This is a genomic window from Flavobacterium sp. ZT3R18, from assembly GCF_007097385.1.
Taxonomy (GTDB): Bacteria; Bacteroidota; Bacteroidia; order Flavobacteriales; family Flavobacteriaceae; genus Flavobacterium.
In genome coordinates, this window is sequence record NZ_VJZS01000008.1 from 38,274 (window position 1) to 64,237 (window position 25,964).

16 protein-coding genes are annotated in these 25,964 nt (G+C 34.9%); 2 read left to right on the forward strand and 14 right to left on the reverse strand.

All coding sequences use genetic code 11. The features are described 5' to 3' along the window. Both FNW52_RS10475 and FNW52_RS10480 read left to right on the forward strand, forming a co-directional pair. Positions 1 to 2,436 (forward strand): ABC transporter permease, encoded by a 2,436-nt coding sequence (locus FNW52_RS10475; protein WP_143377419.1) that lies wholly within the window; start codon positions 1 to 3, stop codon positions 2,434 to 2,436. Continuing rightward, the gene (locus FNW52_RS10480) at positions 2,429 to 3,733 is read left to right on the forward strand and encodes a TolC family protein (protein WP_143377420.1); all 1,305 of its coding nucleotides are present in this window, start codon (positions 2,429 to 2,431) and stop codon (positions 3,731 to 3,733) included. Before FNW52_RS10475 ends, FNW52_RS10480 begins: the two co-directional genes overlap by 8 nt. A gap of 60 nt (positions 3,734 to 3,793) precedes the next feature. Here FNW52_RS10480 and FNW52_RS10485 read toward each other — a convergent pair whose 3' ends face one another. The 14 genes from FNW52_RS10485 to FNW52_RS10545 form a co-directional block, all read right to left on the reverse strand. Beyond that, on the reverse strand, positions 3,794 to 5,953 hold the full coding sequence (locus tag FNW52_RS10485) for a glycoside hydrolase family 3 protein (protein WP_143377421.1): 2,160 nt from the start codon (positions 5,951 to 5,953) through the stop codon (positions 3,794 to 3,796). A 90-nt stretch (positions 5,954 to 6,043) separates the two neighbouring features. Then, entirely contained in the window at positions 6,044 to 6,214 is a 171-nt protein-coding gene (locus FNW52_RS10490; protein WP_185965957.1) for a fibronectin type III-like domain-contianing protein, read from the reverse strand. A gap of 387 nt (positions 6,215 to 6,601) precedes the next feature. Continuing rightward, positions 6,602 to 8,887, reverse strand: a complete 2,286-nt coding sequence (locus tag FNW52_RS10495) for a T9SS type A sorting domain-containing protein (RefSeq protein ID WP_143377423.1) — start codon at positions 8,885 to 8,887, stop codon at positions 6,602 to 6,604. Positions 8,888 to 8,907: 20 nt separating this feature from the next. After that, positions 8,908 to 9,300: a hypothetical protein gene (locus FNW52_RS10500; protein ID WP_143377424.1), complete on the reverse strand. Its 393-nt coding sequence runs from the start codon at positions 9,298 to 9,300 to the stop codon at positions 8,908 to 8,910. A 461-nt stretch (positions 9,301 to 9,761) separates the two neighbouring features. Further along, a complete protein-coding gene (locus FNW52_RS10505) occupies positions 9,762 to 10,691 on the reverse strand; it encodes a sialate O-acetylesterase (protein ID WP_143377425.1) in 930 nt (309 codons plus the stop codon). Between the two features lie 25 nt (positions 10,692 to 10,716). After that, entirely contained in the window at positions 10,717 to 12,936 is a 2,220-nt protein-coding gene (bglX, locus tag FNW52_RS10510) for a beta-glucosidase BglX (RefSeq protein ID WP_143377426.1), read from the reverse strand. A 33-nt stretch (positions 12,937 to 12,969) separates the two neighbouring features. Then, the gene (locus tag FNW52_RS20730; RefSeq protein ID WP_185965958.1) at positions 12,970 to 13,140 is read right to left on the reverse strand and encodes a hypothetical protein; all 171 of its coding nucleotides are present in this window, start codon (positions 13,138 to 13,140) and stop codon (positions 12,970 to 12,972) included. A gap of 180 nt (positions 13,141 to 13,320) precedes the next feature. Next, positions 13,321 to 15,240 (reverse strand): cellulase family glycosylhydrolase, encoded by a 1,920-nt coding sequence (locus FNW52_RS10515; RefSeq protein WP_143377427.1) that lies wholly within the window; start codon positions 15,238 to 15,240, stop codon positions 13,321 to 13,323. Positions 15,241 to 15,848: 608 nt separating this feature from the next. Beyond that, a complete protein-coding gene (locus tag FNW52_RS10520) occupies positions 15,849 to 17,294 on the reverse strand; it encodes a glycoside hydrolase family 30 beta sandwich domain-containing protein (protein WP_143377541.1) in 1,446 nt (481 codons plus the stop codon). A gap of 156 nt (positions 17,295 to 17,450) precedes the next feature. Further along, positions 17,451 to 18,902, reverse strand: coding sequence for a glycoside hydrolase family 30 beta sandwich domain-containing protein (locus tag FNW52_RS10525; RefSeq protein ID WP_143377428.1), 1,452 nt, complete (start codon positions 18,900 to 18,902; stop codon positions 17,451 to 17,453). 39 nt (positions 18,903 to 18,941) lie between these two features. Next, positions 18,942 to 20,006, reverse strand: coding sequence for a glycoside hydrolase family 16 protein (locus tag FNW52_RS10530; protein WP_143377429.1), 1,065 nt, complete (start codon positions 20,004 to 20,006; stop codon positions 18,942 to 18,944). A gap of 133 nt (positions 20,007 to 20,139) precedes the next feature. Beyond that, on the reverse strand, positions 20,140 to 21,009 hold the full coding sequence (locus FNW52_RS10535) for a hypothetical protein (RefSeq protein ID WP_143377430.1): 870 nt from the start codon (positions 21,007 to 21,009) through the stop codon (positions 20,140 to 20,142). 19 nt (positions 21,010 to 21,028) lie between these two features. Beyond that, a complete protein-coding gene (locus FNW52_RS10540; RefSeq protein ID WP_143377431.1) occupies positions 21,029 to 22,540 on the reverse strand; it encodes a RagB/SusD family nutrient uptake outer membrane protein in 1,512 nt (503 codons plus the stop codon). A gap of 14 nt (positions 22,541 to 22,554) precedes the next feature. Then, positions 22,555 to 25,674, reverse strand: coding sequence for a TonB-dependent receptor (locus FNW52_RS10545; protein ID WP_143377432.1), 3,120 nt, complete (start codon positions 25,672 to 25,674; stop codon positions 22,555 to 22,557). Between the last annotated feature and the right edge of the window lie 290 nt (positions 25,675 to 25,964).

The window sequence follows — 25,964 nt, forward strand, 5'->3', positions numbered from 1 at the left end:
ATGCTAAAAAATTGGACAACTATATTTTTATACCACATCAAAAACAACAAGCTTTTTACGGCTTTGAATGTGTTGGGCTTGAGTATTGGTATTGCGGGATTGATTTTCGCCTTGCTGTATTGGAATGATGAACAGAGTTATAACGAATGGAATCTGAATAAGGATAATGTTTTTCAAGCTATAAGTAAATTTGGCCCAAAGGATTATTGGGCTAGTAATGTTGCTCCTTTGGAAGAATATTTAAAGACAGATTTTAAAGAAATTGAGTCTCATTGTTATTTTGATAATTGGTATTCTGAGGAAATTATTCGGTACAATAGCAAAAAAGGAATCTTTAAAATCACTAATGCACAAAAAACTTTTTTTGAAATGTTTCCGTTTAATTTCATAAAAGGAAATAGAGCAATGGCATTAAAAGACAACGCAAGTATTGCTATTTCAAGACAAACTGCAATAGAATTATTTGGTAGTGAAGAGGCATTGGGGAAGATAGTCACTTATTCTGAAAAAAAACTGGTTGTTAGAGGTGTTTATATTATTTCTGGAAAATCATCAATGCAACCAGATGCCGTTGTAAATCTTATAGATAATAGGATTTCTGAAGATAAAGTTAATTGGGGAGGTTTTTATTATGGATTGTTGTTAAAAATAAAACATCCTAATGAAAAAGATAAAGTAATTAAAAAAATTGAACATTTGATTTATCAGAATCGAGTGGTCAAAGAAGCAAAAAAAGAGGGGTTGAGCATCGAAGATTGGTCTGAAAAGAATGGAGTAAATGGCTTGAAAATTATTTTAGAACCTTTAAAAAATGCAAGATTACATTCGGTAGTAGAAGGATTTGCAGAACCTAGGGGTAATTACCAGTTTTTGATGATTATGGTTGGTTTGTCTATTTTAATTTTGATTCTTTCAATCGTAAATTATATCAACCTAGCAACCGCAACAGCAATAAAAAGAGCCAAAGAAGTTGGGGTTAGAAAGGTTATGGGAGCTACAAAATCAAATATAGTGATGCAATTTCTTTTTGAAACTATTTTAATTACAACATTTTCAATTCTTCTTTCTTTGGTTATTGTTGAGTTATCATTGCCGTATTATAATGATTTTTTAGGAAAAAAATTAATTATTTCTGGAAATCAGTTTTACTCATATTTATTTCTGGTTTTTGTCATTACAATTATAGTTGCTGGAATATTCCCCGCTATTTATGTTTCTAATTTTGAAACTTTGAAAGTTCTAAAAGGTGATTTTGAAAGAAGCAAAAGCGGTGTTTGGTTGCGCAACGGGATGCTCATCATTCAATTTGCAATAGCCACTTTCTTTATTATTGGTTCTTATATTGTGTATCAACAAGTAAAATTTATTAGCACAAAAGATTTAGGATTCAAAGGCGAGCAAATACTTTCTATAGCTTACAGGAATGACTACAACTGGAAAGAAGAAGGGTATAAGCAAAAATTGCACAACAGATACAACATGATAAAGCAGGAGATTATCAAAATTAAGGGTGTAGAGCAATTATCCACGGGTGCTTTTAGTTTTGGCTCTGAGAACGGTTCTACTTCCGTATTTGCATACAAAAACAACAAAAATATTTCAGCAAGAAATATGGGTGTCGATTTTGGGATGTTAGAAATGATGCAAATTAAAATTAAAGAGGGTAGATTTCTATCCGAAAAATTGGCTTCGGACACTATAAATTCAATGTTAGTAAATGAAACGGCTTTGAAAATGATGAACGAAAAATATCCTATCGGGAAAGTAGTAGATTGGAATGAACACAAATTCAAAATTGTTGGAGTTGTTAAAGATTTTAATTTATTTGGACCACAAGAAAAAATTCCTCCCATGGTATTTTTTCACTTCAAAACTGTGGATTGGATGCTTCAAAACGTGAGCAAAATCCATGTCAAAATAAATTCAGAAGACTCACAACAAACTATTGCTGAAATCGAAAAGTTTTGGATCAAAAACGTGGATGCCGAAAACCCTTTTAGCTATGATTTCGTAGATAAAGAATATGCCAGAACGTATGAATCTTACGTAAAACAAAAGAACCTCTTTTCATTGCTGAATGTGGTTGTGATAATTATAGCGCTTTTCGGTCTGTTCGCTTTGGCCTCTTATTCGATACAAAGACGGATGAAAGAAATTGCCATCAGGAAAACCCTTGGTGCAGAAACCAATGTTTTGTTGAGAGAATTATCCAAACAGTACATTTTGTATTGCATAATCGGTTTTTTAACAGCCTTGTTTCCGGTGTATTATTTATTGAACAAATGGCTGGAAAATTTTGCCTTTAGGATAGACATCACCGTATTACCTTTCGTTTTTGGTTTCGTGTTGTTATTGGTTTTAACATTGATAATTGTGCTATCAAGAGCCTATCATGCAACGAAAACTGACGTTTTGAAATATTTGAAATATGAATAATAAAATCGTTTTAACAGCAGTCTTTATACTATTTTGTGCTTTTGCTAGCGGCCAGGAAAATCCCTGGTCCCTTACAAAATGCATGGATATGGCTTTGCAGAATAATACCGAAATAAAAATTAGACAGCTGCAAATAAAAAGAACACAGCAATCACAGAATTCCGTTTTAAACCGAATGTTGCCTGTTGTCAATTTATACGGAGAACAAGGTTATAATTTTGGTTCAAGTATTGACCCTTCGACAAACGGAAGGGTAAGTTCTAATATTCAAAACGATAATTTCAATCTTAATGCCAGAACGAATCTGATTGATTTTAGTGCTTTTGCAAATGCCAAAAAAGATAAAATCAATATTGAACTCGCCAAAGCGGAGAAGGAAGTTATAGAAAACGAATATAAATTGCAGATTCTGGAAAGCTATTATCAGGCACTTTATACTCAGGAGTTATTGAAAATTCAAAAAGAGCAACTCAAGCAAGCTGTTTTCAACTTAGACAGAGTAACCAAAGAAGTCACCATTGGGAGTAAGCCCCAAAGCGATTTGTATGACATGCAATTGAGCTTTTCGGAGGAAGAAAATCGTAATCTAGAAACCGAACAGCTGTGTGGAATAAAAAAAACGCAATTGTTCCAGTTGATGAATGTGATGGATGTTGCAACCGATGAAGTGGTATTAGAACCTTATTTGAATGACAGAACAACGGAAGACTTAGAAAATGGGCTATACAATCCGAAAATAAAATTGGCCGAACTGAATCATCAAAGCAGTTTGAAAGCGATAGGCTTGGAAAGAGCCAGTAATTTGCCCACACTGTCCGCCTATTATGGGTTTTCGACTTTTTATTATAAAACGTTAAATCAGGAAAATGCAAACACAGTTAGTTTCAAGAATCAATTAGAGGACAATAAAAGCCAACAAATTGGCATGCAGTTGAACGTTCCTGTTTTTAATGGTTTTCGAAACAACAAAAAAATTGACGCATCGAAAATAGAAAGTGAAAAGGCGAAACTGTCCATAGAAAAAGAAAAACAAGAATTGGACAAGCAAGTCGTATTAGAAGAACAAAACAAAAAGAATTATTTGCAGCTTCAGCATAAATTGACGGAGAAACAAGGGTATGCCAAAGCTTCTCTAGCCACTACACAAGCTAAATTCACAAGCGGAAAAGTGGAAGCCATTTTATATTCTGCGGTAAAAAATCAATTGCTGTCGGCACAATATGAGGTGTTGAAAAATAATCTTCAACTGCAATATATTGGACTGAAAATAAATCTGTTGAAAAAGGATAGTTTGTAACGACATTGCAAAAAAAAACTCCATTAGAAATAATGAAGTTTTTTTGCTTTATCTTTTCTGCTATTTCACTTGAATGCTTAAAGAATCTACAATATTTTTAGAAGAAGTACCTAAATGAAGTACAAATTCACCCGATTCTACTTTCCAACCAGAAGTTTTCTCATCATAAAAAGCTAAATCCTTTACTTTCACTTTAAGTTCTACCGTTTTTTCTTCGCCAGATTTCAAGAACACTTTTTGAAATGCTTTTAATTCCTTTTTAGGTCTCATAACAGAACACTCAGGTTGGCTTGTATACAATTGAACTACCTCAGCACCATCTGATTTCCCACTGTTTTTGATGGTACATTTTACGACAATAGTGTCATTTTGATTGAATTCTTTTTTATCGGTAGAAGCATTTGCTATATCGAAATTAGTATAGGATAAACCGAATCCAAACGGGTAAAGCGGCTCTATTCCTTTAGTATCAAACCATCTGTAACCCACAAAAATGTCTTCCTCATAATTTACTTTTAAGTTTCTACCCGGATAATTACCCAATGCATGATCTGGCATTTGGTTTATTGAAACCGGTAAAGTAATTGGTAATTTTCCAGAAGGAAATTCTTTGCCACTTAATACATCAACAACTGCGTTTCCAGCTTCCATTCCGCCATACCAAGCCCAAACTATAGCAGGAACTCGACTTTGAATACCTGACAATTCTAATGGAGAACCTGCAATAATTACAACAATAGTTTTAGGATTAGCTTTAGCAACTTCTTGAATCAATGTTTCTTGACCATATGGCAAACGCATGTGAATTCTATCAAATGACTCCGTATCAAAATCATGGTTTAATCCTGCAAAAACAATCGCCACATCCGATTTTTTAGCTTGTACTACTGCTTCATCAATTAATTTCCAATCTACAAAATCAGAATTTAATTGCCCTTTATTACTCCCTTCTCCAGGAGAGGATTGTTTATTATACCCTTGTGCAAAATTAATCTGCAATTGTTTTCCGTATTTTGAGGTAATAGCTTCCAATGGAGTAATTTCATACAAAGGTTTTATTTCGGAACTTAATCCACCACTACAATGTTTGCGAGTGGCATTATCTCCTATTACTGCAACCGATTTTAAGGAATTTATTTGAAGAGGTAATACTTTGTTTTTATTTTTTAAAAGCACAATAGATTCAACCGCAGATTGGTACGCTACTTGTTGGTGTTCTTTTGTATTTACACTTCCTTTCTCTCTATTTTTAGGGTCTAATACTTTAGTTTTAATCATAACCCTTAGAATATTAGCTGCTTTTTCATCAACTAAACTTTCTTTTATTCGCCCTTCCTCAACCGCTTTAATTAATGGATTAGCAAAATACCATTCATTATAATCAATTTTTTCAGTGCCCATTTCCAGATCAAGACCTGCCAAAGCCGCTTTATCCGTACTATGAACTGCATTCCAATCCGACATATAAACACCATTAAATTTATATAAATCACGTAAAATAGTACGTCCTAAAAACATATTCTCTGTACAATATTCTCCACGAAATTTATTATAAGCTCCCATAACCGTTAATACATGGGCATCCATAACTGCAGCTTTAAACCCAGGCAAATAAATCTCTTGCAAGGCTCGGTCACTCATAGTCACATCTATAGCAAAACGATTGTCCTCTTGATTATTTGCTGCATAATGTTTTACACTAGCCGCAACATCTTTGCTTTGCAAGGCATTGATATAATTAACAGCAAATTGAGCGATCAAGTAGGGATCTTCACTTAAATATTCAAAATTCCTACCGCAAAGAGGACTTCGAATAATATTAATTCCTGGGCCAAGTAAAACATCTTTTTTACGAAAACGAGCCTCTTCACCCAATACATATCCTCTTTTGGAAGCCAAATCTAAATTCCAAGTTGCAGCCATTGCTGTTCCGGGAGGAAAACAAGTTACTGCATCATCCGTTAGTCCGGCATAATTCCAGTTGTCTCTATTCATTTCAGCTCTAACTCCATGAGGACCATCAGACAAAGCCCATTCAGGTATACCCAATCTTTTTATTTCAGAAACATAAAATTTGGAGTTACCGTGCAGCAAGCTGACTTTTTCTTTCAAAGTCATTTTTTTAATCAATCCTTGAATTCTTTTTTCTGTTGCAACATCCGTCTGCGAAAATGCAGCCGAGCAAATTAACAATACCATAAAGACTGTAGTTTTTTTCATAATCTCATTATTTAATTGAACTATCTTGTTTTTTGTTTTTAAATTTTACACACTACAATTAGGGTGTAGTAATTAATTTCTTAGGGCTAACTACTTTACTGCTAATTCAAAACCGTCTCTCAAACAAATGTCAACCGAAGACGAACCAATCATCAAATCAAAATCAGTCGGTTCTGAGACAAATTTTAATTTATTGTTGTAAAAAGACAATTTTTGGTCGTCAATCGTAAACTGGATTGTCTTAGTCTCTCCACGATTCAATGCTATTTTTTAAAAATCTTTCCATTTGATTATGGGGAGCACTTCAATTTTTTCAACTCGTATAGCGTTTGTTTTAGTATTATGTAATTGGTTAGTCTTATCGTTTGTTAAAAACGAATAATGCAACGACAATGCTAAAAATATACCTAAGTAAATGTTTCAAAATAAAGTGTCTAATTTTTCTCGTTCTTTTATCCTTTTTCTGCGTTAAAAAATAGTTCAATAGCCCAGCTATTACTTCACTTGTTTTCTATTTTTCATAGGAGTTCAGTGAACTTCGTTTCAAAGATTTTTTGCCTTGAAAAAGAACAAAATAACTTCGCCAAATTTCAGACACTTTATTTCAAAACCTTTACTAACAATCAAAATGTTGAAAAATTTGTTTATTTATTTTACAACAATTTTTTTAGTTATATTATTACTAAATTTCAATATATAAATACCTTTTGCGTAGTTTGTAAAGTCTAGCAAAGTTACAGGTTGGCTTATCAAGATTTCTTTAATTTGTTTTCCAGAAATATCAGTTAATATTGCTTTCGTATCCATTAGTTTAGGTTCTGTAATGTTGACCGTAATGATATCGGTACTTGGATTAGGATAGATACTAATAGTACCCACATTATTTACATAGTCATTATTTGAAAGAACAGTTTTGTATAGATCACTTTCCCAAACACCTCTTCCATAAAAAGAAACTCTTAATACACTATTATTAGTCCCATCAAAATATCCAAACAAATCGGTGATTTGAGCAATTAGAGGTAATCCTGTAGAAAAACTTTGCCAATCGCTCATCGTATTGTTTCTATAATACACTCCAAATACAGTCGTTAAGTAAAAACTTTCATCTGTTTTATAGGGGTCCTGAATTAAATTAAGAATGTTAGTATTTGATAATGCACCAGAAATATCATTCCAGTCAACGGCTTTGTTTTCGGATCGATACACTTTATTACCGCAGGTTGCATAAACGATATTTGTGTTACTTTTATTCACAACTATTGTACTATAAACATCGCTTGCCGAGGGTGTAGTTGAAACTTGCGTAAAAGTACTTCCGTTTGAGGTATAATGCACCTGATTATTTTTAAGTACAACATATATTTCATTTGTATTTGTTGGAGATACAGCAACACTTTTTATTTTATCATCAAATATTTTTACAGTTGTCCAAGTTGGAGAAGCCGCTAGAAGATTGGTAGTTTTTTTTAATATTGTTCCTTGGCTTACTAACGCAAAACTGGTATTTTGGTTTGTAAAAATATAATTATCATTATTATTCGGCGTTGTTAAGCCAAATTCTTCATCATTCTTATTTGCAACTATATCTCTTCTTTGGGCAGTCTCTTGGTAATAGGCTACATTTGGGTTTGCATAGTCAAAATTGGTTTTTGTTGCCCAATCTCCTGCACGATTACAAGTCCAAGAATTATTATTTAAATAAATTTCACCATTATCTTGTGTTCCAATACTAACAATATTTCTAGATAATTTACTTTGTCCCATATGATAGACTTCAGTTGCACTTAACCCATCCGAACTTGGTATCCACTTGTTTCCAGCATCTGTACTAGTGAATATACCTCCATCGTTAATGTTAAATAATTTACTATTATTATATGGGGAACTTAATATTTGATGCATATCTGTATGACAATTTTCATACCAATTTGTTAGTTTAGACCAAGTAGTCCCAGAATCGACACTTTTCCATACCACATGACCTATAGCGTATAATGTTTTAACACTGGCTCTATCAGCAAAAATATCCCAATTGTAATTACCTTGTCCACCTTCAGTAGGCTCATACCCATTTAAATTGGGTTTTACATCTCCTTTTTTCAGATTGAAAGTCACACCAGAATCTAACGATTGATATATAACCCCACCTGTTGATGCAGTTTCAGACGAACTGTTAGTCCCTACAAAGCCAACATAGACTATACCATTATCGGCTGCAGTAGTAGTAATTCTTCCTCCACCTCCAACACTTGGATTTACATCTGTAACTTGAGACCAAAATTCTCCATCATCTATACTTTTCCAAAATTGATTATCATTTACTGCATATACAGTGTTTGTAGATCCCGGTTTGTACTCCATATCTTTAAAAGCGCCACCGCTTTTTTTAACTTCCCAAGTGACGCCGCCATTTATACTTTTCCAAATTCCGTCCGTGGTTGCTGCTAAGATTATGTTGTGATCGTTTGGAGAAATTAAAATTTCTAATGCCATACGGTTTTCAATCCCCGTATTTGAAGCCGACCATGTCAGTCCACCATCAATACTTTTGTAAATACCATATCCATCTGAATAATAATTAGCATCTCCTGTAGACAAATAAAGGATGTTGTCATTTGCATAATCAATACATACTGCGGAACAACTTCCTTGTGGAATTTGTGTGTCTGTAGTTGTTTTATTCCAATTTGTTCCAGCATCATTACTTATCCAAAGTCCGCCAGAAGCACTAACTGCGTATATTTTTTGATTGTCTGTAGGGTGAAATTTTATTTGGCTCACACGCCCAATTCCTTCTATTTGCCCAGAAATATCGGCAGGAAAAGCAATTGGCCCTTTAATAGTCCAATTACCATTTGTGTTTTGAGAAAAAGCAATCGTTGTGAACGAAATTATTGCAAAGAATAGTATTTTTCTATATAAAGATGTCATAATTTAATTTCCTTGAGTAATTAATTTCTAGCTTTTTTTTCTTTTTCCCACATTTCCAATCTTTCTTTTTGGGTCAAAATAGTACCGTCTTTTTTTACAAAAGCCAAATTTATTTTCTGCCATAAAATAAATTTTTTGTATTCAAAAGTATAAGGAATAATTTCCTCATTTTTGGCATTCCTTATTTTAGAATCTTTTGCTTCAAATATTTCTTCTTCTCCTACAGGCTTTTCTTTATTTTTCCAATAGTTATCAAAATTAGATACTGCATCAAAGTAAACAACATTTGGATCGTTCATCATTTTTATCCATTCGGGAATATTTTCCTGAGTTTTTTGGCCTCTTACATTTTGGAAGAAACCGATAAGAAGGACTGATAGAATAATTTTAAAAAAAGTATTATTTCCTTTCATAATAGTCGAATTTGGTTAGATTAAGGTGTAATTATTTAGGGGCTGCTGATAAATTTATATAAAATTGAAGTTCAATTAGATATGATTGTATTTAAGAGGCTAAGTGCAAGGTATTATGCGAAACAGTCCAAAAAAGTGTGCGCCAGCAGCTGATTTTGCCAGTCATAATTTCTTGATGTGTTAAATCTTGCTTGTTGCTATTGCTCAATCGCTGTCATGTGTATTTTTTTTTTGAAATTACTGAAAAATTAATGGATATATCCGTGCTATTTTTTCGAATTTTATCCAAATGATCATCCTTTTAAAAGTATTTTATATATGTTTCAAACGTACGAATTTTCAAATGTTAAATAAATTATCTGATATGTTTTTTTCTATTTTACTGCATAATAAATTGCTTTTCAACCCTTTATTCGTAGTTGCTTATATGTTTTCTGAACTTTTAATTTTTTGAAAATATTTCAATTTGAAGATACCTCTTTGGACGTATTCCTGTTATTCAAAAGGAAAATTGCCTTTGCAAATTCTTTGCCCAAATCAATATATCCCTCACTTTTATAATGATATTTGTCTGAGTATTTATAACTACTTGTGGTTCGTATAATGGTTGCATTGGGTTCCGTTGCGGCAAATTTTTCTTGTCCATATTGTACCAATTCGCCATATCCCCAAACTTTTCCATCGGGATCATCTCCAGAATCGGATATTTTTCCAATTACAATAGGCAAATTATTGTTTCTAAAAGTGGCTCGCATGAGTTCCATCAACCTTTTCAAATTCGCATAATATTGATTTGCGATTCGTTCTGTTTTATCTGCATCGCTTTCGCCTTGCATCCAGACAATTCCACTTGGAATCAAAATATCTTCGATTCCATCACCGTTTATGTCTTTTACAGCCATGGCGTGATTGACTGTTTTTAGAAAATAATCGTATTGATTTATTCCTTTTCCTCCTTTAAAATCAGGGTCCCAAGCGCCAAAATAGGAAGTCCCAATGCTATCAATCGAGGATCCATTTCTAGCATATTTTATAAAAGCAAGTTTTTGGTTTGGATATAATTCTTGCAGCTTTTTGGCAAACGAAAGCTCAATACCAAATCTATCTGAAAGTTTGTTGGTCGTTCCATCCGACACAAAGCCAGTTCCGTTGCCAGGCAAAAGTACATCCCACTTTCCTAGCCCGCCGCTTGTATCATTATCTCCAACAGGATTTCCTTGATAAATAAAAGCATTTTTAATTTTTTTATTTAAAGAGTCCGGAAGCTCTTTTACATAACCATATCCTTGCATGTTTGACTGCCCTCCCAAATAAAATACTCTAATGGTATCTTTTTTTGATTGTGCCAAAAGCAAAAAGGGCATTAGAAAAAACAGTACTACATTTTTCATTTTATTATTTTTTATTTTCTAAAAATCAATTCACCAATTCAAAACTGTCTCTCAAACGAATATCTGCCGATGACGAACCAATCATCAAATCAAAATCACCCGGTTCTGAGACAAATTCTAAAGCATTGTTGTAAAAAGACAACTTTTGATTGTCAATGGTAAACTGAATGGTTTTGGTCTCTCCGCGATTCAATGCTATCTTTTGAAAATCTTTCAACTCGATTATGGGGCGTACTACAGAACCCACTTTATCTCTCAAATACAGCTGAACTACTTCTTCTCCTTTTACGCTTCCAGTATTTTTTATATTTAAGGAAACTGTAATCGTCTCACTATTTTTCATTGTTTTTTTAGACAATTTCAAATCCGAATATTCAAAAGTGGTATAACTTAAACCATATCCAAACGGAAATTTTGGAGAATTCGGCAAATCAATATAGGCTGATTTATACACTTTGTCTTCATTAATAGAAGGTCTTCCTGTATTGAAATGATTGTAGTAAATAGGAATTTGACCTTCCTCTCTCGGGAATGACATTGGTAATTTCCCAGACGGATTGTAATCCCCGAAAAGCACATCTGCAATGGCGTTACCCGCTTCAGAACCCAACCACCAAGTGTACACGATAGTTGGCATATTATCGGCAGTCCAATTAAAAATAAGTGGTCTTCCCGCATTTATCAAAATCACAATGGGCTTCCCTGTTTTTTGAAGTTCTTTGATCAAATCTTCCTGAACACCCGGCAAGTGGAGGTTGCTTTTACTTTTGGCTTCCCCGCTTTTATTCCAGTTTTCTCCAATACTCAAAATGATAACCTCGGCTTGGCTGGCAACATGCAAAGCATCTGCAAAACCTTCCTTGCTTTTGTCTTCAACGCCGCATCCTTTGGCATACAAAATTTTAGTTCTTTTGCCCACTTTATTCTCCAAACCTTCCCATTGGGAAACGATATAAGTAGAATCAACATCTTTTAAATCAACAGCCCAAAATCCGTGATTGTCTCTTTTTGATTTTACCATTGGTCCGATAAAAGCAATCGTTTTTAACCCTTTGGAAAGTGGCAATACATCTCTCTCATTCTTCAAAAGAACAATGCTTTTGGCGGCCATTTCTCTAGCAGCTTTGGTATGTTCTGGATTATTTAATGCCGCCTGCTCTCGTTCTGGATTGCAAAATTTGTACGGGTCGTCAAACAATCCCAATTCAAATTTCTTGCGCAAAATTCTTTTTACCGCATCATCAATTAAGGCTATTGGCACTTTGTTTTCTTTTACCAATTGCTCCAAATTATAGCGATAGGCGTTGCTTTCCATATCCATGTCACTTCCAGCAGTTATCGCTGCAAGAGCGGCTTCTTTGTTGTCTTTTACATAACCGTGATTGACCATTTCGCCTATTGAACCCCAATCTGAAACCACAAAACCTTGAAAATTCCATTTCCCTTTCAAGACATCCCTAAGCAAATACGTATTTCCGGTGGCCGGTATTCCGTTAAGGTCGTTAAATGAATTCATAAAAGTGGCAGCACCAGCATCGAGAGCCGCTTTGAAAGGGGGTAAGTATGTTTCCCAAAGCATTCTGTTGCTCATGTCAACCGAGTTGTAATCGCGTCCGCCAACGGCAGCTCCATAAGCAGCAAAATGTTTGACGCAAGCCATAACCGAATTCACATCGCCCAAGTTTCCTTGAAATCCTTTGACTCTCGCATACGCAATTTTGGAACCCAAGTATGTGTCTTCTCCAGCACCTTCCATCACTCTGCCCCAACGCGGGTCACGGGAAATATCGACCATAGGTGCAAATGTCCAATGAATTCCTGAGGCAGAAGCCTCAGTAGCGGCGATTCTAGCCGAAAGTTCCATTGCAGCTAAATCCCAACTGGCCGCTTCGGCTAGTGGAATGGGGAAGGTCGTTTTGTACCCATGAATTACGTCTAGGCCAAATAATAAGGGAATTTTTAATCGGGATTGTATCGCCAATTCTTGGTATTGTCGGGTGTGTTTTGTTCCCAAAACATTCAACATCGAACCAATTAACCCTTTCTTAATTTCGCTTTGTTTATTAGAATTAATGTTAATAGGTCCAGTGGCAGCATTGTCTCCAGTATATTGGTTGAGTTGCCCTATTTTCTCTTCAATTGTCATTTGCTTTAGTAAGTCTTCGACTTTTTCATCAATTGTTTTTTGCTGTGAAAAAGTAAAAAACGTGACGAATAGTAATGCAAGTGTTGTTGTTTTCTTCATAATTATAAATTTTATGTCCAAATCCTGAAACTATTATTTTGATTTTGTTGCCTTTTTACACTCAAATAAATTAAGATTGAAATTTTCTCCTTCAAAGTGAACGCTAATTTCATCCATTGCTTGCTTAAAAACGACATTTTTAAGTGTGTTTTTTTGCGTAGCTTGAACAATCCCTTGGCAAATAAACAGAAGATATTTTGCCATGACAGCTCACTTTATTTCTTTGCATTTGCTCCCAGAGTGATGGTTTTGACGCATCGTAATTAGATATTGCAGCATCTTTTTCTTGGTCTCCGGGAGTTTTATGCAAGTTTGATATTAAGTGTATTTTATTGGCAGCACACTAGTTAATTTAGAATACAACAATATACCTAAACACTTTTTTTATCGATTTTTCTTAATGACAAGTGCAGATTTAACTTCGAGGTTATTGTCCAAGCGTAAAATATAAACTCCATCAGGCAAATTATTCGTGTCTATCGAATTTATTGTTTCGTTTGAATCTATTTTTGTGTTTGAATATTGTTTTCCTGTTAGGTCAAAAATTTGAGCCGTGTATTTGGTAAAACTTTCTGGGACACCAAAATTCAATTTATCAGAAACAGGATTAGGATAGACTGCAAACTCATTAACCATTACTTGACTCTTTTCGATTGAAGGTTTTACAGTGGTTGAAGATTTTGCTGTGGTTGAAGTCCAATTGAAAGATTCCCAACCAGACACCGTTTCTCTATTGCAATTCATTCCTGAAGCTGCGCCTCCTTCTGAGCATAAAAATTTTCCGTTGAATCCTTTTAAGGCTATTTGTCCTCCTACATTCACCCAATCAAATGCCTCCCATCCGTTCACAGCAGTACTGTTGGACGTAACAGGCGAAGCTCCGTTTTGTGAATTAAAAAATTTTCCGTTACTGTCTTTCAGGGCAATTTTGTTGTCTCCTGCATTAACAATAGTAAATTTTTCCCAACCTTGAACGGCATTTCTATCTGCTGTTACCACTCCAATACTATTGTTTGAAGAAACATACTTACCACTATTTTGGAGTGATATGATACTTCCAATGGGAGCAGCAGGTCTGAGTCTGTCTTGCAAATTACTTACCAAATTACAATTGGACAGTATTGCTTTATTACAAATTTCATTAGTTCCCGTTACAGCATCGGCTATACTAGGTTTGGCACTTCCAAATTTCACATAATTACAAAGGGCATCCCATTTTGGAGTACCCGGAAAGGAGTAAATAGATCGATCTGTGTATTGTCTTTTCCAAGCCCAAAATGCCCACCCAACGTTGGCTGCATCATAGTCTATTCTGGCATCACGAATCCAATCCAAAGTGTTTTCACCAAACTCTCCTGCCCATACAGGAATATTCAATGCCGCACCTTGTCCTTTTATTAAATTCAAATCAGGATTAGGATCCGACTGACCTTGAGGACCATAATAGTGATTTTCGAATACTAGATTAGGATCCCATCGTTGTAACATATCATAAAAATCACTACCGTAATAATTTCCTTGTGCAAAAATAAGATGGTTTGTATCGACCTCTCTAATTCTGGCAGTCATTACTTTATAAGAAGCCATTAAACTACTTTTTTGACCATTACCATTCTCCAAAAGAGGTTCGTTAAGCAAATCATAACCTGCAATCCATTCATTACCAGTGTAATTGCGGTAATGATTTGCAATATGATTCCAAATTGTAGCAGCTATATTTACGTTATTCCAGTTGTTCCAGAAATTAGGTGTTCCTCCATCTGGATTGTCACAAGTGTAACTCGTACTTTGATAACCTGGGGCTGTATGCAAACAAAGTATTACGTGTATATTATTATTTTTGGCCCATGTTACAGCCTTATCTAGCCAAGTAAACCCATCGTTTTTGAGAGTTCCGCTATTTTGATCCCAAAACATATTGTAACCAAATGGGATTCTAATAACATTATAACCTAGCGCTTTTGCTTGCGCAAAGTCTGAATTTGTGATATACGAATTTCTCCAATTATTTTCAAAGCTCACTGTTTTTGCTTCATTATTTCCAAATAAATCTTTGAATATTCCTCTTATTTGAGTAGGCGATTTTTCTCTCACATTACCACCTGGTTCAATATTCATCATATATCCTTCCCACACGAGCCAATTTCCAAAATTCACACCTCGGAGCGTAATGGGGTTGCCATCTTTGAGTATCTTAGCCCCTGCGCTAGAAACTGTCAGTCTTTGAGAGTTTACTTGTAAACAAAGAAATAAAAGCATCGTGCAAAAAATGCTTTGTCGAAGTTTAAGTTTGTTGTTTTTCATAATTTTTGGTTAGTTAATAATAGATAGTGAATGTGAAAATGGATTTAGATTAAAAACAATTTACTTTTATACTAGGAATCTATAGATTCGTATTATAAAAATAATTCGTATTAATTAAGAATCATCTTTAGGCAATTAACCTTCAAGGTTTTCTTGATCTTGCAGGTTGAGTGTCAAATTTGTTTGAATTCTCAAAATTTCGTTCGTCCCCTTTTTTTGTTTTCTAGGTTGTTATTTGAATTTTTCGCTCATTATTCAATGGATTAAAATCCGTTGCTACAATATGTCCCGTTCCTACGGAACTATCACATTACGTAATAGAGCCATGGGCTCGGTACATTTTGTAAGGCTGGACTTTAGTCCAGTTTACAACACAAAGCACAAAAAACAGAGCCGTAGGCTCGGTGCATTTTGCGTTTTGCTCGTAGGAATACAAGTTTAGCAAACTAAAAAGAGAACGAAGTTTTAAATTTTATAGAACCAATAATTGACACGCCAGCTTACAGGTATTATTTTGCAATTAGTTTTATAGTTACAAAGTCTAAAGAGACCCTGTAGGAATTGAATATCATACCTAAATGGATACAACAAGAGATTAATCAATTAACTCAATACACCAAAGTTTGTATCGCATTAGGTAAAATAGTAATTTGGGTGGCTTGAGTTCCTACGCACAAATTATAAATTACAGTTGCATCACTTTCATTCATCACAACAGTGATCATTTTCCCGTCTTTATTCAAAAAGGAAGTACTCAACAAACTGCTTCTGCTCACGGCGGTACTCACTCTTTTCGCCTCAGGACGAATGAATTTTGAAAAATGTCCGATATAATAATACGAAGGGGTATAAATCAATTCCCCTGTTTTGGAATCGGCATGGATTGGCGCAAAACAAAAATTACCCGCATGATTAGGCCCCCCGTTTTCATCCAAAAGTATATTCCAATCCGTCCAACCCACCGTTCCGTTATTGAAATCATGTATCATAGAAGAGCCATAACGTTCCCCGTTCGCCCATAATTGGTAATTTTTGGCATCAAATTTTTCAATACAACCTTCGGTAAATAGTAGATTTTTATTGGGATATGCTGCATGAACTTTGCCTACATTTTCAAACATTTGGTTGCCTCCAGCCCAAGTTTCGTACCAATGGAATCCCATTCCCCAAGCATATTTTGCCGCTTCTGGATCAGAGAAAATAACATTGGCTCTTTGCAACATTAAATCGCGATTGTGATCCCAAACAATAATGTTTTTATCTCCCAATCCTTCTTTTTTCATAGTTGGCCCAAGATAATTTTTCAAGAAATCTCTTTCTGCTTCGGCAGTATATACGCAAGATTCCCATTTTTGTACCGCCATTGGTTCATTTTCTAAACTGATTCCCCATATCGGAATTCCTTCTTTTTCATACGCTTTTACAAACTTTGTATAATACGTTGCCCAAGGTTGAAAATAGTCAGGTAATAATGTTCCGCCTTTTAGTATATCGTTATTACTTTTCATAAAAGCAGGAGGGCTCCAAGGACTTGCAAAAAGAGTGATTTTTCCACCCGCAGCTGCAATTGCTTTTTTTAGTAACGGAATTCTATATTTTCTATCGTGTTCAATAGAAAAGGTTTTCAATGCAGTATCTCCTTCGTCTATATAAGTATAACTCGTCGAACTAAAATCGGAACTGTGAATAGTGGTTCGCATCAAGGTATAGCCAATTCCACTTTCTTTGTTATAATAAGCATTGAGGAATTCTTGTTGCTTTTCATTGGATAATTTGGCAAAAACTTCGGCAGTTGCATCTGTTATAGCTCCTCCTATTCCCAAAAAAGATTGAAAAGTTTTATCTGGATTTACAAAAACACAAATCTGTCTTTCTGTGGGTTGCTTCAGTTCTGAAAACGTAAGATTATCGGTTTTAGATAATCTTAAACTGCTGCTTTCAGCAGTAGTATAAACGGTAACTGATTTGTTTTTTGTAGAATATAAGCTGCTTTTTTGCTGTGAAAACACAAAAAAAGAGACTAACAATACTATAATAGAGGTTATTCTTTTCATAAGAAGATAATATTTGTTTTTTAATGGATCCCGATAGCTCCCGATAGTTATCGGGACGGGAGGTATCGCCAGATCTTCATCGGTGTAAGCGACAAATGCTGTCATGGCGATTTCATAATTTACAATGTATTTTTTTTAATTTTTTGACGGAAGCAGTTACCAAGAATACGTTCCTACTGCTCCTGCATCTAGAGCAGTAGTAATCCATTTTCCATTGTATTTGATATTAAATAATTCTGTAGCGTTTCCATCATTTACAACTAGCAAAACATTTTTTCCAGCTGGAGTTTTAAAAGCAACATTCTGCAAATTGCCGCTGATAGTACTAGCAATTCTAATAGACCCCATTGGAACAAATTTAGAAGCATGAGCAGCTACATAATACCCAACATTTCGATTTAATGATTCGCTACTGTTTACTGTTAGGGCACCTTTGCAAGTAGTGCATCCTCCTGAAGTATGTGGACCAAAAGAACCATCATTGGCGAGATTCCACTGCAAAGCATTTTTACTCCAATTGCGCATCGACCCTATAATTACATTTTTGACCATCCATCTTAAATCGCCATCAAATGATCCTGTAGAAGAAGTATATTGTTCTGTGAAATAAACGTCTTTATTCGGGTAGGCATTATGTACAGTAGAAAGCGCACTAATATCACCACCATACAAATGAAATGCTGAACCGGTTACAAAAGGGTAAGCTGCTGCATCTTTTAGTATCGTAATCGGATATTGGGGATTATCGCAATTATGATCGTAAGTAATTATTTTTGTAGCGATACCAGAAGATTTAAATGCGGGACCCAAATTGTTTTTTATGAAATCGGCTTGTTGCAAGGCAGTCATGACCATACTCGGATTGTTGCCACCATACAAAGGTTCGTTTTGTGGAGTAACGGCATCAATTACGATTCCTTCTGCTTTCATTTTTTGAATAAATTTCACAAAATACTGGGCGTAAGCTTCATAATATTGCGGTTGCAAACTTCCTCCCACAAAATTATTGTTGTCTTTCATCCAAAGAGGTGCAGACCAAGGAGAACCCATTATTTTAATGTTAGGATTAATCGCCAGAATTTCTTTCAATAGCGGAATTACGTCTGTCATATCGGGAGCCAAGCTAAAGTTGGTCAAACTAACATCTGTTTGTCCAGTTGGCATATCGTCATAGGTAAAGGGAGTAGCATTCAAATCGGATGCTCCAATACTAATTCTGAGGTAGCTCAGTCCTATTGAATTGACTTCAGAGCCAAATAATTCTTGTAATAAATCTTTCTTTTTTTGAGGGGTCAATTGATTGATTACATGTGCACTCCCGCCAGTTAAGGTAAATCCAAAACCATCAACGGTTTGGTAGGTCTTAGTGCCGTCAACTTCTATATTGGGATATATATTTACGGAATTCCCAAAAGCTAAAATGCCTGTTTGTTTTTGTAATAGTGTTGTTTGATCCCCTTTGGTCAACCAAAAATCGACTTCATTTTTTGCTTCAGGTGGCTTTGGTGTTGATGGATCAACAACATCATTTGTAGAGGAACAACTGATAGGTAGGGCTGAAAAGATTATTGCGAAAAACAGCTTTGTTAATTGATGAATTTTTTTCATTATTTAGTTATAATTAATTTATGAAACCACTATTATTTCTTAATTGTAGACTCTTATATAATCCACCTCCAAAGTCGAAGAGGTAAAATTCGGGTCTACGGGACCTCCCCAAACACCTCCCATTGCTAAATTTATAATTAAGTAAAAGTTTTTGTTGAATGGAAATTTATCTGAATTTATAAAAGTATAATACAAAATATCATCAACATAAAACTTTATAAAAGAAGCAGTCCAATCTGCCGTATAAATATGAAATTCGGTATTGCTATTTGGTACTTTTATAATGCCTGTATCAGGAGTAGCTCCGGAACGTCCTTCCGAGTGTAAAGAAGAGTGATTTTGGTTCAAATTTTTTCCAACAGACTCTAAAATATCTATCTCGCCACATTTAGGCCATCCTACACTACCAATATTACTGCCAAGCATCCAGACTGCAGGCCAAGTCCCAACTCCAGTAGGCACTTTTGCTCTGATCACTATTTTGCCATAAGTAAAATCAAATTTCCCATTGGATTCTATTCTACCAGAAGTGAAGTCCCCTTTTCCATATTTTTCTCTTATCGCTTTTATTTTCAAAAGGCCACGTTGTACAATTGTGTTTTCTGGACGAGTGGTATAAGATTGAAGTTCGTTGTTAACATAACCAGGGTCCCAAGTTTGAAAATTCCATTTGGAGGGATCCGGTGCTCCATCGGTATTAAATTCGTCCGACCAAAGTAGTTTTGAATCGACAAAAATAGATAATGATACTGTAGTGCTGACAAATTTTCCTGAATTATAAGCAGACACATATAATGCATAGGTATTTGTTCCTGATGCTGTATAGGTGTAAGTAAAATTTCCATTGGTCACTTCTTTAGTTTCACCGTTTCCTAGCACTATTTTGTAAGATGTTGCATTAGTTGCCGATATAGTAAAATTTACTGTGCCGCTGCCATCCCCGTTTGGAGTCTGGGCAGTTGCCCCCACAATTACTGGCGTTACAACAAGGTTTGTTGGTGTTTGATTTACCACAGTATCCTCGGAATTAGAACTACTACAAGCAAACAATAAAAAGCAATTAAAAGCGACAATCAAACCTATTCTTATGAGATGTTTTTTCATTTATTCAATATTAAATAATAATTCAAAAAAGACAATTCTTTATAAAAATGGCCCATAATCAAAAGAGAATGGACCATTCTACCAACTCAAACCTAACTCAAACCTAACTCATTATTTATCATTAGGAAAATATTTACAAGGATGGTCTCATTTCAATATTCTGAATTTTGATTCCGGCCTTCATGTCTTCTCCTCCACCTCGCATTACTAAGTAAGCTACTCCTGTTTTTGTAGCTGTGAATATTCCTAAATTGTTTTCTGGTTTACAGCCAACAACTGAAATCTTACCGGAAAAAGGAGCCTTTGCACAACCGTCCCAAGTACTTAAAGCTCTTAATTTGCCACCTTCGGAATAATCAGTTCCTTCTACTGGAATCGAATAGCCACAATACATTTCGAGCCAAGTGTTATTGCAGCCTGTTGTAGAAGAGGTAACCATATCGATCACGTATTTTTTGCCTGCTACAACATTAACAGCTTGATACATTCCTTGTCCAGCCCAGCCACTTGAAGTTAGAGTAGCAGACCCATTGCCAAAAACGATTTTTGCGCTCGAAGCAGGATTTGTAATTGTCCATTTACCCCAATCTGCTGTATCAACCAGTTTTCCCCCTTTAAGAATATTTCCAGCAATTGGATCTGGTGTAGCTACAATAATATTTTGAGTAGTTGTATTAACTACACCTCCTCTGCCAATAACAGTATGTGTAATGGTATATGTACCTGCGTCAGGAAGGAAAATAGCTTCGGTCATTTTACCGGTATATAGTCCTACACCATTACCTAAATCCCATTTTGAACCCAGTGCATTTTTTGTTTGAGCAACCAACGTAAATTTATTGGCTGAACCTTCTACAGGTTTTATTGTAAAAGCTGGATCTACAGTAGCATCTGATAATCCATTATCTACGATATCTTCAGATTGACAACTCTCTAATGAACTTAATGTTATAATAGTCAACATTAAATAAATACATCTATTTAAAATTATTTTTATATTCATAATATGTGTTTTTTTAATATTAATAATTAGGATTTTGAACCAATTTTGTATTTTTTAATTCACCAAAAGGAATTGGGAAAATTTCGTTTTTTCCGGCAACAAATCCTCTGATAGCAAGGACTGAAGCAGCTTTACCTGTTCTTACCAAGTCATACCAACGATGACCTTCGCCTGCCAATTCTAATCTTCTTTCGTCCATAATTACTGCTTTTGAAACGGGTACAGATGGCAATCCAACTCTAGCTCTTACTGCATCTAAAAGTGCTTGCGCTCTGGCTCCAGTTCCTCCCAAAGCTTCAGCTTCCAACAAGTACGTATCAGACAAACGAATAGCATAAGTGTTCTGTTTGTAATTTAAAGGTTGTGCTCCAGTACCAGTTGTTACATCTGCCTGTGTTGGCGTAAATTTGTTTACAAAATAACCAGTATCCTGATATCCAGGAATATAATCTGCTTTTCCGGCAGCTTTCAATGCCTTCATATCCAGTACGGTAGAGTTAAAACGAGGGTCGGTTTTAATAAGATTATATAAATCTACTGTAATTGGATTAAAACTCCATCCAGAAGGTAAATCTGGCGCTGGCGATCCTGCTGTTCTGACATATCCTCTAGGTCCAACCATTACATTCACAGAGTTACCCTCATCTCTTCCAGACCCCCAAAATCCCCAATCTGAATTTCCTTCACTAGTATGTGAAATTTCTAGTATAGATTCTGAATTGAATTTGTTACTTATAACCCATAAATCACTGAATTTTGTCAACAATTTGTAGCCATAAGGACTTGTAGTACCCGGGGTTGGTCCGTTTACTAATGCCAATTGCGTAGCAGCATCAGCATATTTTTTTTCATACAAAAATACTTTACCCAACAAAGCTGTTGCAGCGCCTTTTGACAAACGACCAGACTCATTAGCGGCAATTGTCATTGGTAAATTTGGAATTGCTTCAGTCAAATCTTTTTCTATTCGAGCATAAACCTCTGAGGGTGTGGCTTGAACTACTGTATATACTTGTGAAGTAGTAAGAGGAGTTAATATCAATGGTACATTTCCAAACATTCTTACTAAATCAAAATAGTAATATGCACGTAATCCTTTCAATTCTGCAGTATATCTTGATTTTGTAGCTTCATCCATAGGAATACCGGGTAATTTCACTAATAAAATATTAACATTGAAAACCCCTTGATAAGGAACACTCCAAAAACTACCAGGAACATTGTTTGTATCTAAAGTATATTTAGAGAAAGCTTGTAGTCCTGCACCATCTGTCGCTGATCCGCCTCCTGCATAATGATCATCTGAACCTGCATTCAACATGGTTATATAATTTTCAAAACCTCCGGAATTTTTTCGAATAGGATCATACGCGCTAACAAGAGCTGCATAAGCATCGGCTGGTGTTTTATAATAGTCATCTACAGATACACTTCCTGATTTATCTACATTCAAAAAGTCTTCGGAACAGGAAACCATTGTAAGTACAATTGCTGTGGCAATTAAGATATACTTATTTCTATTTATTTTCATAATTGTATTTTTTATTAAAACTGTAAATTAGCACCAAAGATGAACCCTTTAGCTTGAGGATAAAGTCCTTTGTCAACTCCCGAAATATCACCACCAATTTCTGGATCATATCCGGTATATTTTGTAAAAGTCAATAAGTTTTGACCCGTAACATAGATTCTTACTTTTGTAGCTCCAATTTGACTAATCACTTTTTCTGGTAATGAATATCCTAAAGTCATTAGTTTTAGGCGTAAATAATCACCATTTTCTAAATAGAAATCAGAAGATTTTTCGAAATTTCCATTAGTGTCATTGGAAGTTAATCGAGGATAATCATTAGATGTTCCTTCTCCTGTCCAACGTCCTAGAGCTTTGGTCTGGTAATTTGCATTTTGTACATCTAAACGACGTAGTCCTTGGAAAATTTTGTATTTTGAAGCTCCTTGAAAAAACACTTGAAAGTCAAACCCTTTGTAATCTAGATTGAGAGTCAAACCATAATTATAAGCAGGTAAAGAGTTTCCAATAAAAGTTTTGTCATCATCATTTATTTTTCCATCATGATTATTATCTACCCAACGGAAATCCCCAGGTTTAGCTGCTGGTTGAATTGGAGTTCCAGCTGCATTTGTATAAGCGTTTATTTCCTCTTGTGTCTGGAAAATTCCAGCGGTTTGAAACCCATAGAATGAATTGTAAGTTTGTCCAACGGCAGTCCTTGTTATATCTCCCATCGATTGGAATCTAGCTGTCCTATCAGTTATAAAATCTTTTCCTCCTCCTAGATAAGTAACTTTATTTTCAACATAGGACAGGTTACCATTTGCAGAAAAATTTAATTCTCCAAATTTATGATGATACCCTAATTCAAAATCAACTCCTTTATTTACCATATCAGCAACATTCCCAACTGGATTTTTTATTGATCCAACATATCCTGGAATCTCCACCACTTGTAATATATCCGAAGTCTTTTTATTATAAAGACTCAAACCCATATTAAAGTCATTAAATAGTGTAGCATCAAATCCTATATCGGCAGATGTTGTAGATTCCCATTTCAAGTCAGGATTAGCTGGTGAATCTGGACCATAACCAGAAATAATAGTACCTGGATTACCAATATTATAATTACTTCCTCCAATAATATTAGATACAAATTTGTTTGGTTCTATAGCGTCATTACCATTTAATCCATAGTTCCCGCGTAATTTTAAACTATTAACGATGGAATTCTCTTTCCAAAATTCTTCTTTAGACACTACCCAACCTCCAGATACAGCAGGGAAAACACCATATTTATTATTTGTCCCAAAATTGGTAGAACCATCACGACGAATTACACCTGTAAGCAGATATTTCTCCTTAAAATTATAATTCAAACGAGCAAATAAAGATTCAATACGGTGAGGATCAACTGCAGAAGCAGTACCTGTTTTTTTACTAGCTGGGATGTCCCAGTTAAAAGAGGCGTCTTGAAAATTATTTACTGGCAATCCTTGATAAGTAACTGTACTACCTATAGCAGTATAATCTTCATACGCTCCTTGTCCTAATAATACGACAATGTTGTGATTACCCAATTGTTTTGCATAGGTTAGAGTGTTTTCTACATTCCAACCAAAACTTCGATTGTTTGAGCGATACAAACTATTTTCAGTCACGTTATTATTAGAATTCAAGAAAGCTTTTGGAGTAAAAGTTTCTTCACCCCAAGTAGATAACTTACCCCCAAATGAGGCTTTAAACACAAAGTCATTAATAGGTTTAATTTGCACGTAGGCATTCCCCAATAAATTATCAGACCATCTATAGTTTCCTAGTCTAGTTTGTATATAAGCTAATGGGTTTGTTATCTCTTGGCCCACAACGCTTGAAATCCCATAAGGATTACCATTGGCATCTCTTACAACAGGATTAGTACTATATGGCGCCACATTAGCTACTGTTGGATCTGTAACTACAGTTGGAGTTGTTGGATCCAAATTGATTGCAGAGCTCAATGGTCCTCCAAACTCACTATTGGTATTGCCAATCCCTTGAGATTTATCATGAGCATAACCAACAGATTCTCCAATTGTAAAGATTTTTGATATTTTATGAGTAGAGTTCAAACGCATATTCAATTTTTTATAATTCGAAATATCCGTTGCAACAATTCCTTGTTGGTCTTGATAACCTATAGAGCTATAAAAACTAGAAACTTCATTTCCGCCACTAAAACTAATTTCGTGTGAAGAACGTTGGGAACCACTGTTAAAAATAGTAGATTGCCAATCTGTTCCTGCTCCCAACGCTGCTGGATTAGTATATATTAGTCCACCACCACCAGCTACAGATTTCTCATTCATGATAGTAGCATACTGTGTTGCATTAAGTAAGTCCAATTTTTTAGCTGGAGAAAAGGAACCAGCAAAACCAGAATAAGAAACATTAATTTTACCAAGCTTTCCTTTCTTTGTTGTTATCAAAATAACTCCCGAAGCAGAACGCGAACCATAGATTGCCAATGATGCTGCATCTTTAAGTACCTCAAGAGATTCAATATCCGATTGATTGATTGAACCAATACCACCATTATCGACAATAATACCATCAACGACCCACAGAGGATTATTGCCATTTTGATCAGAATTAAAAGTAGTTATCCCCCTAACTCTAATTGTTGATGCCGCCCCAGGTTCACCTGAATTAGCAATAACAGTAACACCCGAAACTCTACCTTGAAGAATTTGTCCAACAGCAGTATTTGGGTTATCTGCAAAAGCTTTTGCTTTAAGACTAGATACGGAACCAGTTACATTAGATCTTTTCTGAACACCATACCCAACAACTACAACCTCATTTAAGTCTTGAGCAGTAGAATTAAGTTTAATTTGAAGTTCTGTTCGTCCATTTATAGGCTCTTGAACAGTTTTACACCCAATAAAACTGATTATCAAAGTGCCGTCTTTTGGCGCCTTAATTTGAAATTTTCCGTCAAAATTAGAAGACTCGAAAATAGCTGATCCTTTTAATAGAATAGTTGCCCCTGGTATTGGCAACCCTTTATCGTCAAGTACTTTTCCGTTTATGGCAACTTCCTGTGCATGCCCATAAACTGAGAATAAGATTGACGAAATACAAAAAATAAATGTTTTTAATAATTTCATTTTTCTGATAATTTTGGTTAATTAATTTAGTTATTGATGCAATATTATGGTAATTAATTTTGTATTGATAAAATAAAAGCATTACAAAAACACATCAAAACATATAAAAGTAGATTTTTATACTTTACAAAAACACATCAAAAAATAATTAACTTTTTGATTGTTAGGTGTTTATATTTTGATGTGATCTAACAACAAAATGAATTTATAAAAAATAAACACTACATTTACAAATAAATGATAATTATGAATTTTGAGATCATTGTTTGTAAACGATCCATCTTATTTTG

Excerpts from the sequence above, each read along its gene's own strand:
- FNW52_RS10475 (WP_143377419.1), top strand. The coding sequence starts at position 1 with ATGCTAAAAAATTGGACAACTATATTTTTATACCACATCAAAAACAAC.
- FNW52_RS10480 (WP_143377420.1), top strand. The coding sequence starts at position 2,429 with ATGAATAATAAAATCGTTTTAACAGCAGTCTTTATACTATTTTGTGCT.
- FNW52_RS10485 (WP_143377421.1), bottom strand. The coding sequence starts at position 5,953 with ATGAAAAAAACTACAGTCTTTATGGTATTGTTAATTTGCTCGGCTGCA.
- FNW52_RS10495 (WP_143377423.1), bottom strand. The coding sequence starts at position 8,887 with ATGACATCTTTATATAGAAAAATACTATTCTTTGCAATAATTTCGTTC.
- FNW52_RS10500 (WP_143377424.1), bottom strand. The coding sequence starts at position 9,300 with ATGAAAGGAAATAATACTTTTTTTAAAATTATTCTATCAGTCCTTCTT.
- FNW52_RS10505 (WP_143377425.1), bottom strand. The coding sequence starts at position 10,691 with ATGAAAAATGTAGTACTGTTTTTTCTAATGCCCTTTTTGCTTTTGGCA.
- bglX (WP_143377426.1), bottom strand. The coding sequence starts at position 12,936 with ATGAAGAAAACAACAACACTTGCATTACTATTCGTCACGTTTTTTACT.
- FNW52_RS20730 (WP_185965958.1), bottom strand. The coding sequence starts at position 13,140 with ATGGCAAAATATCTTCTGTTTATTTGCCAAGGGATTGTTCAAGCTACG.
- FNW52_RS10515 (WP_143377427.1), bottom strand. The coding sequence starts at position 15,240 with ATGAAAAACAACAAACTTAAACTTCGACAAAGCATTTTTTGCACGATG.
- FNW52_RS10520 (WP_143377541.1), bottom strand. The coding sequence starts at position 17,294 with ATGAAAAGAATAACCTCTATTATAGTATTGTTAGTCTCTTTTTTTGTG.
- FNW52_RS10525 (WP_143377428.1), bottom strand. The coding sequence starts at position 18,902 with ATGAAAAAAATTCATCAATTAACAAAGCTGTTTTTCGCAATAATCTTT.
- FNW52_RS10530 (WP_143377429.1), bottom strand. The coding sequence starts at position 20,006 with ATGAAAAAACATCTCATAAGAATAGGTTTGATTGTCGCTTTTAATTGC.
- FNW52_RS10535 (WP_143377430.1), bottom strand. The coding sequence starts at position 21,009 with ATGAATATAAAAATAATTTTAAATAGATGTATTTATTTAATGTTGACT.
- FNW52_RS10540 (WP_143377431.1), bottom strand. The coding sequence starts at position 22,540 with ATGAAAATAAATAGAAATAAGTATATCTTAATTGCCACAGCAATTGTA.
- FNW52_RS10545 (WP_143377432.1), bottom strand. The coding sequence starts at position 25,674 with ATGAAATTATTAAAAACATTTATTTTTTGTATTTCGTCAATCTTATTC.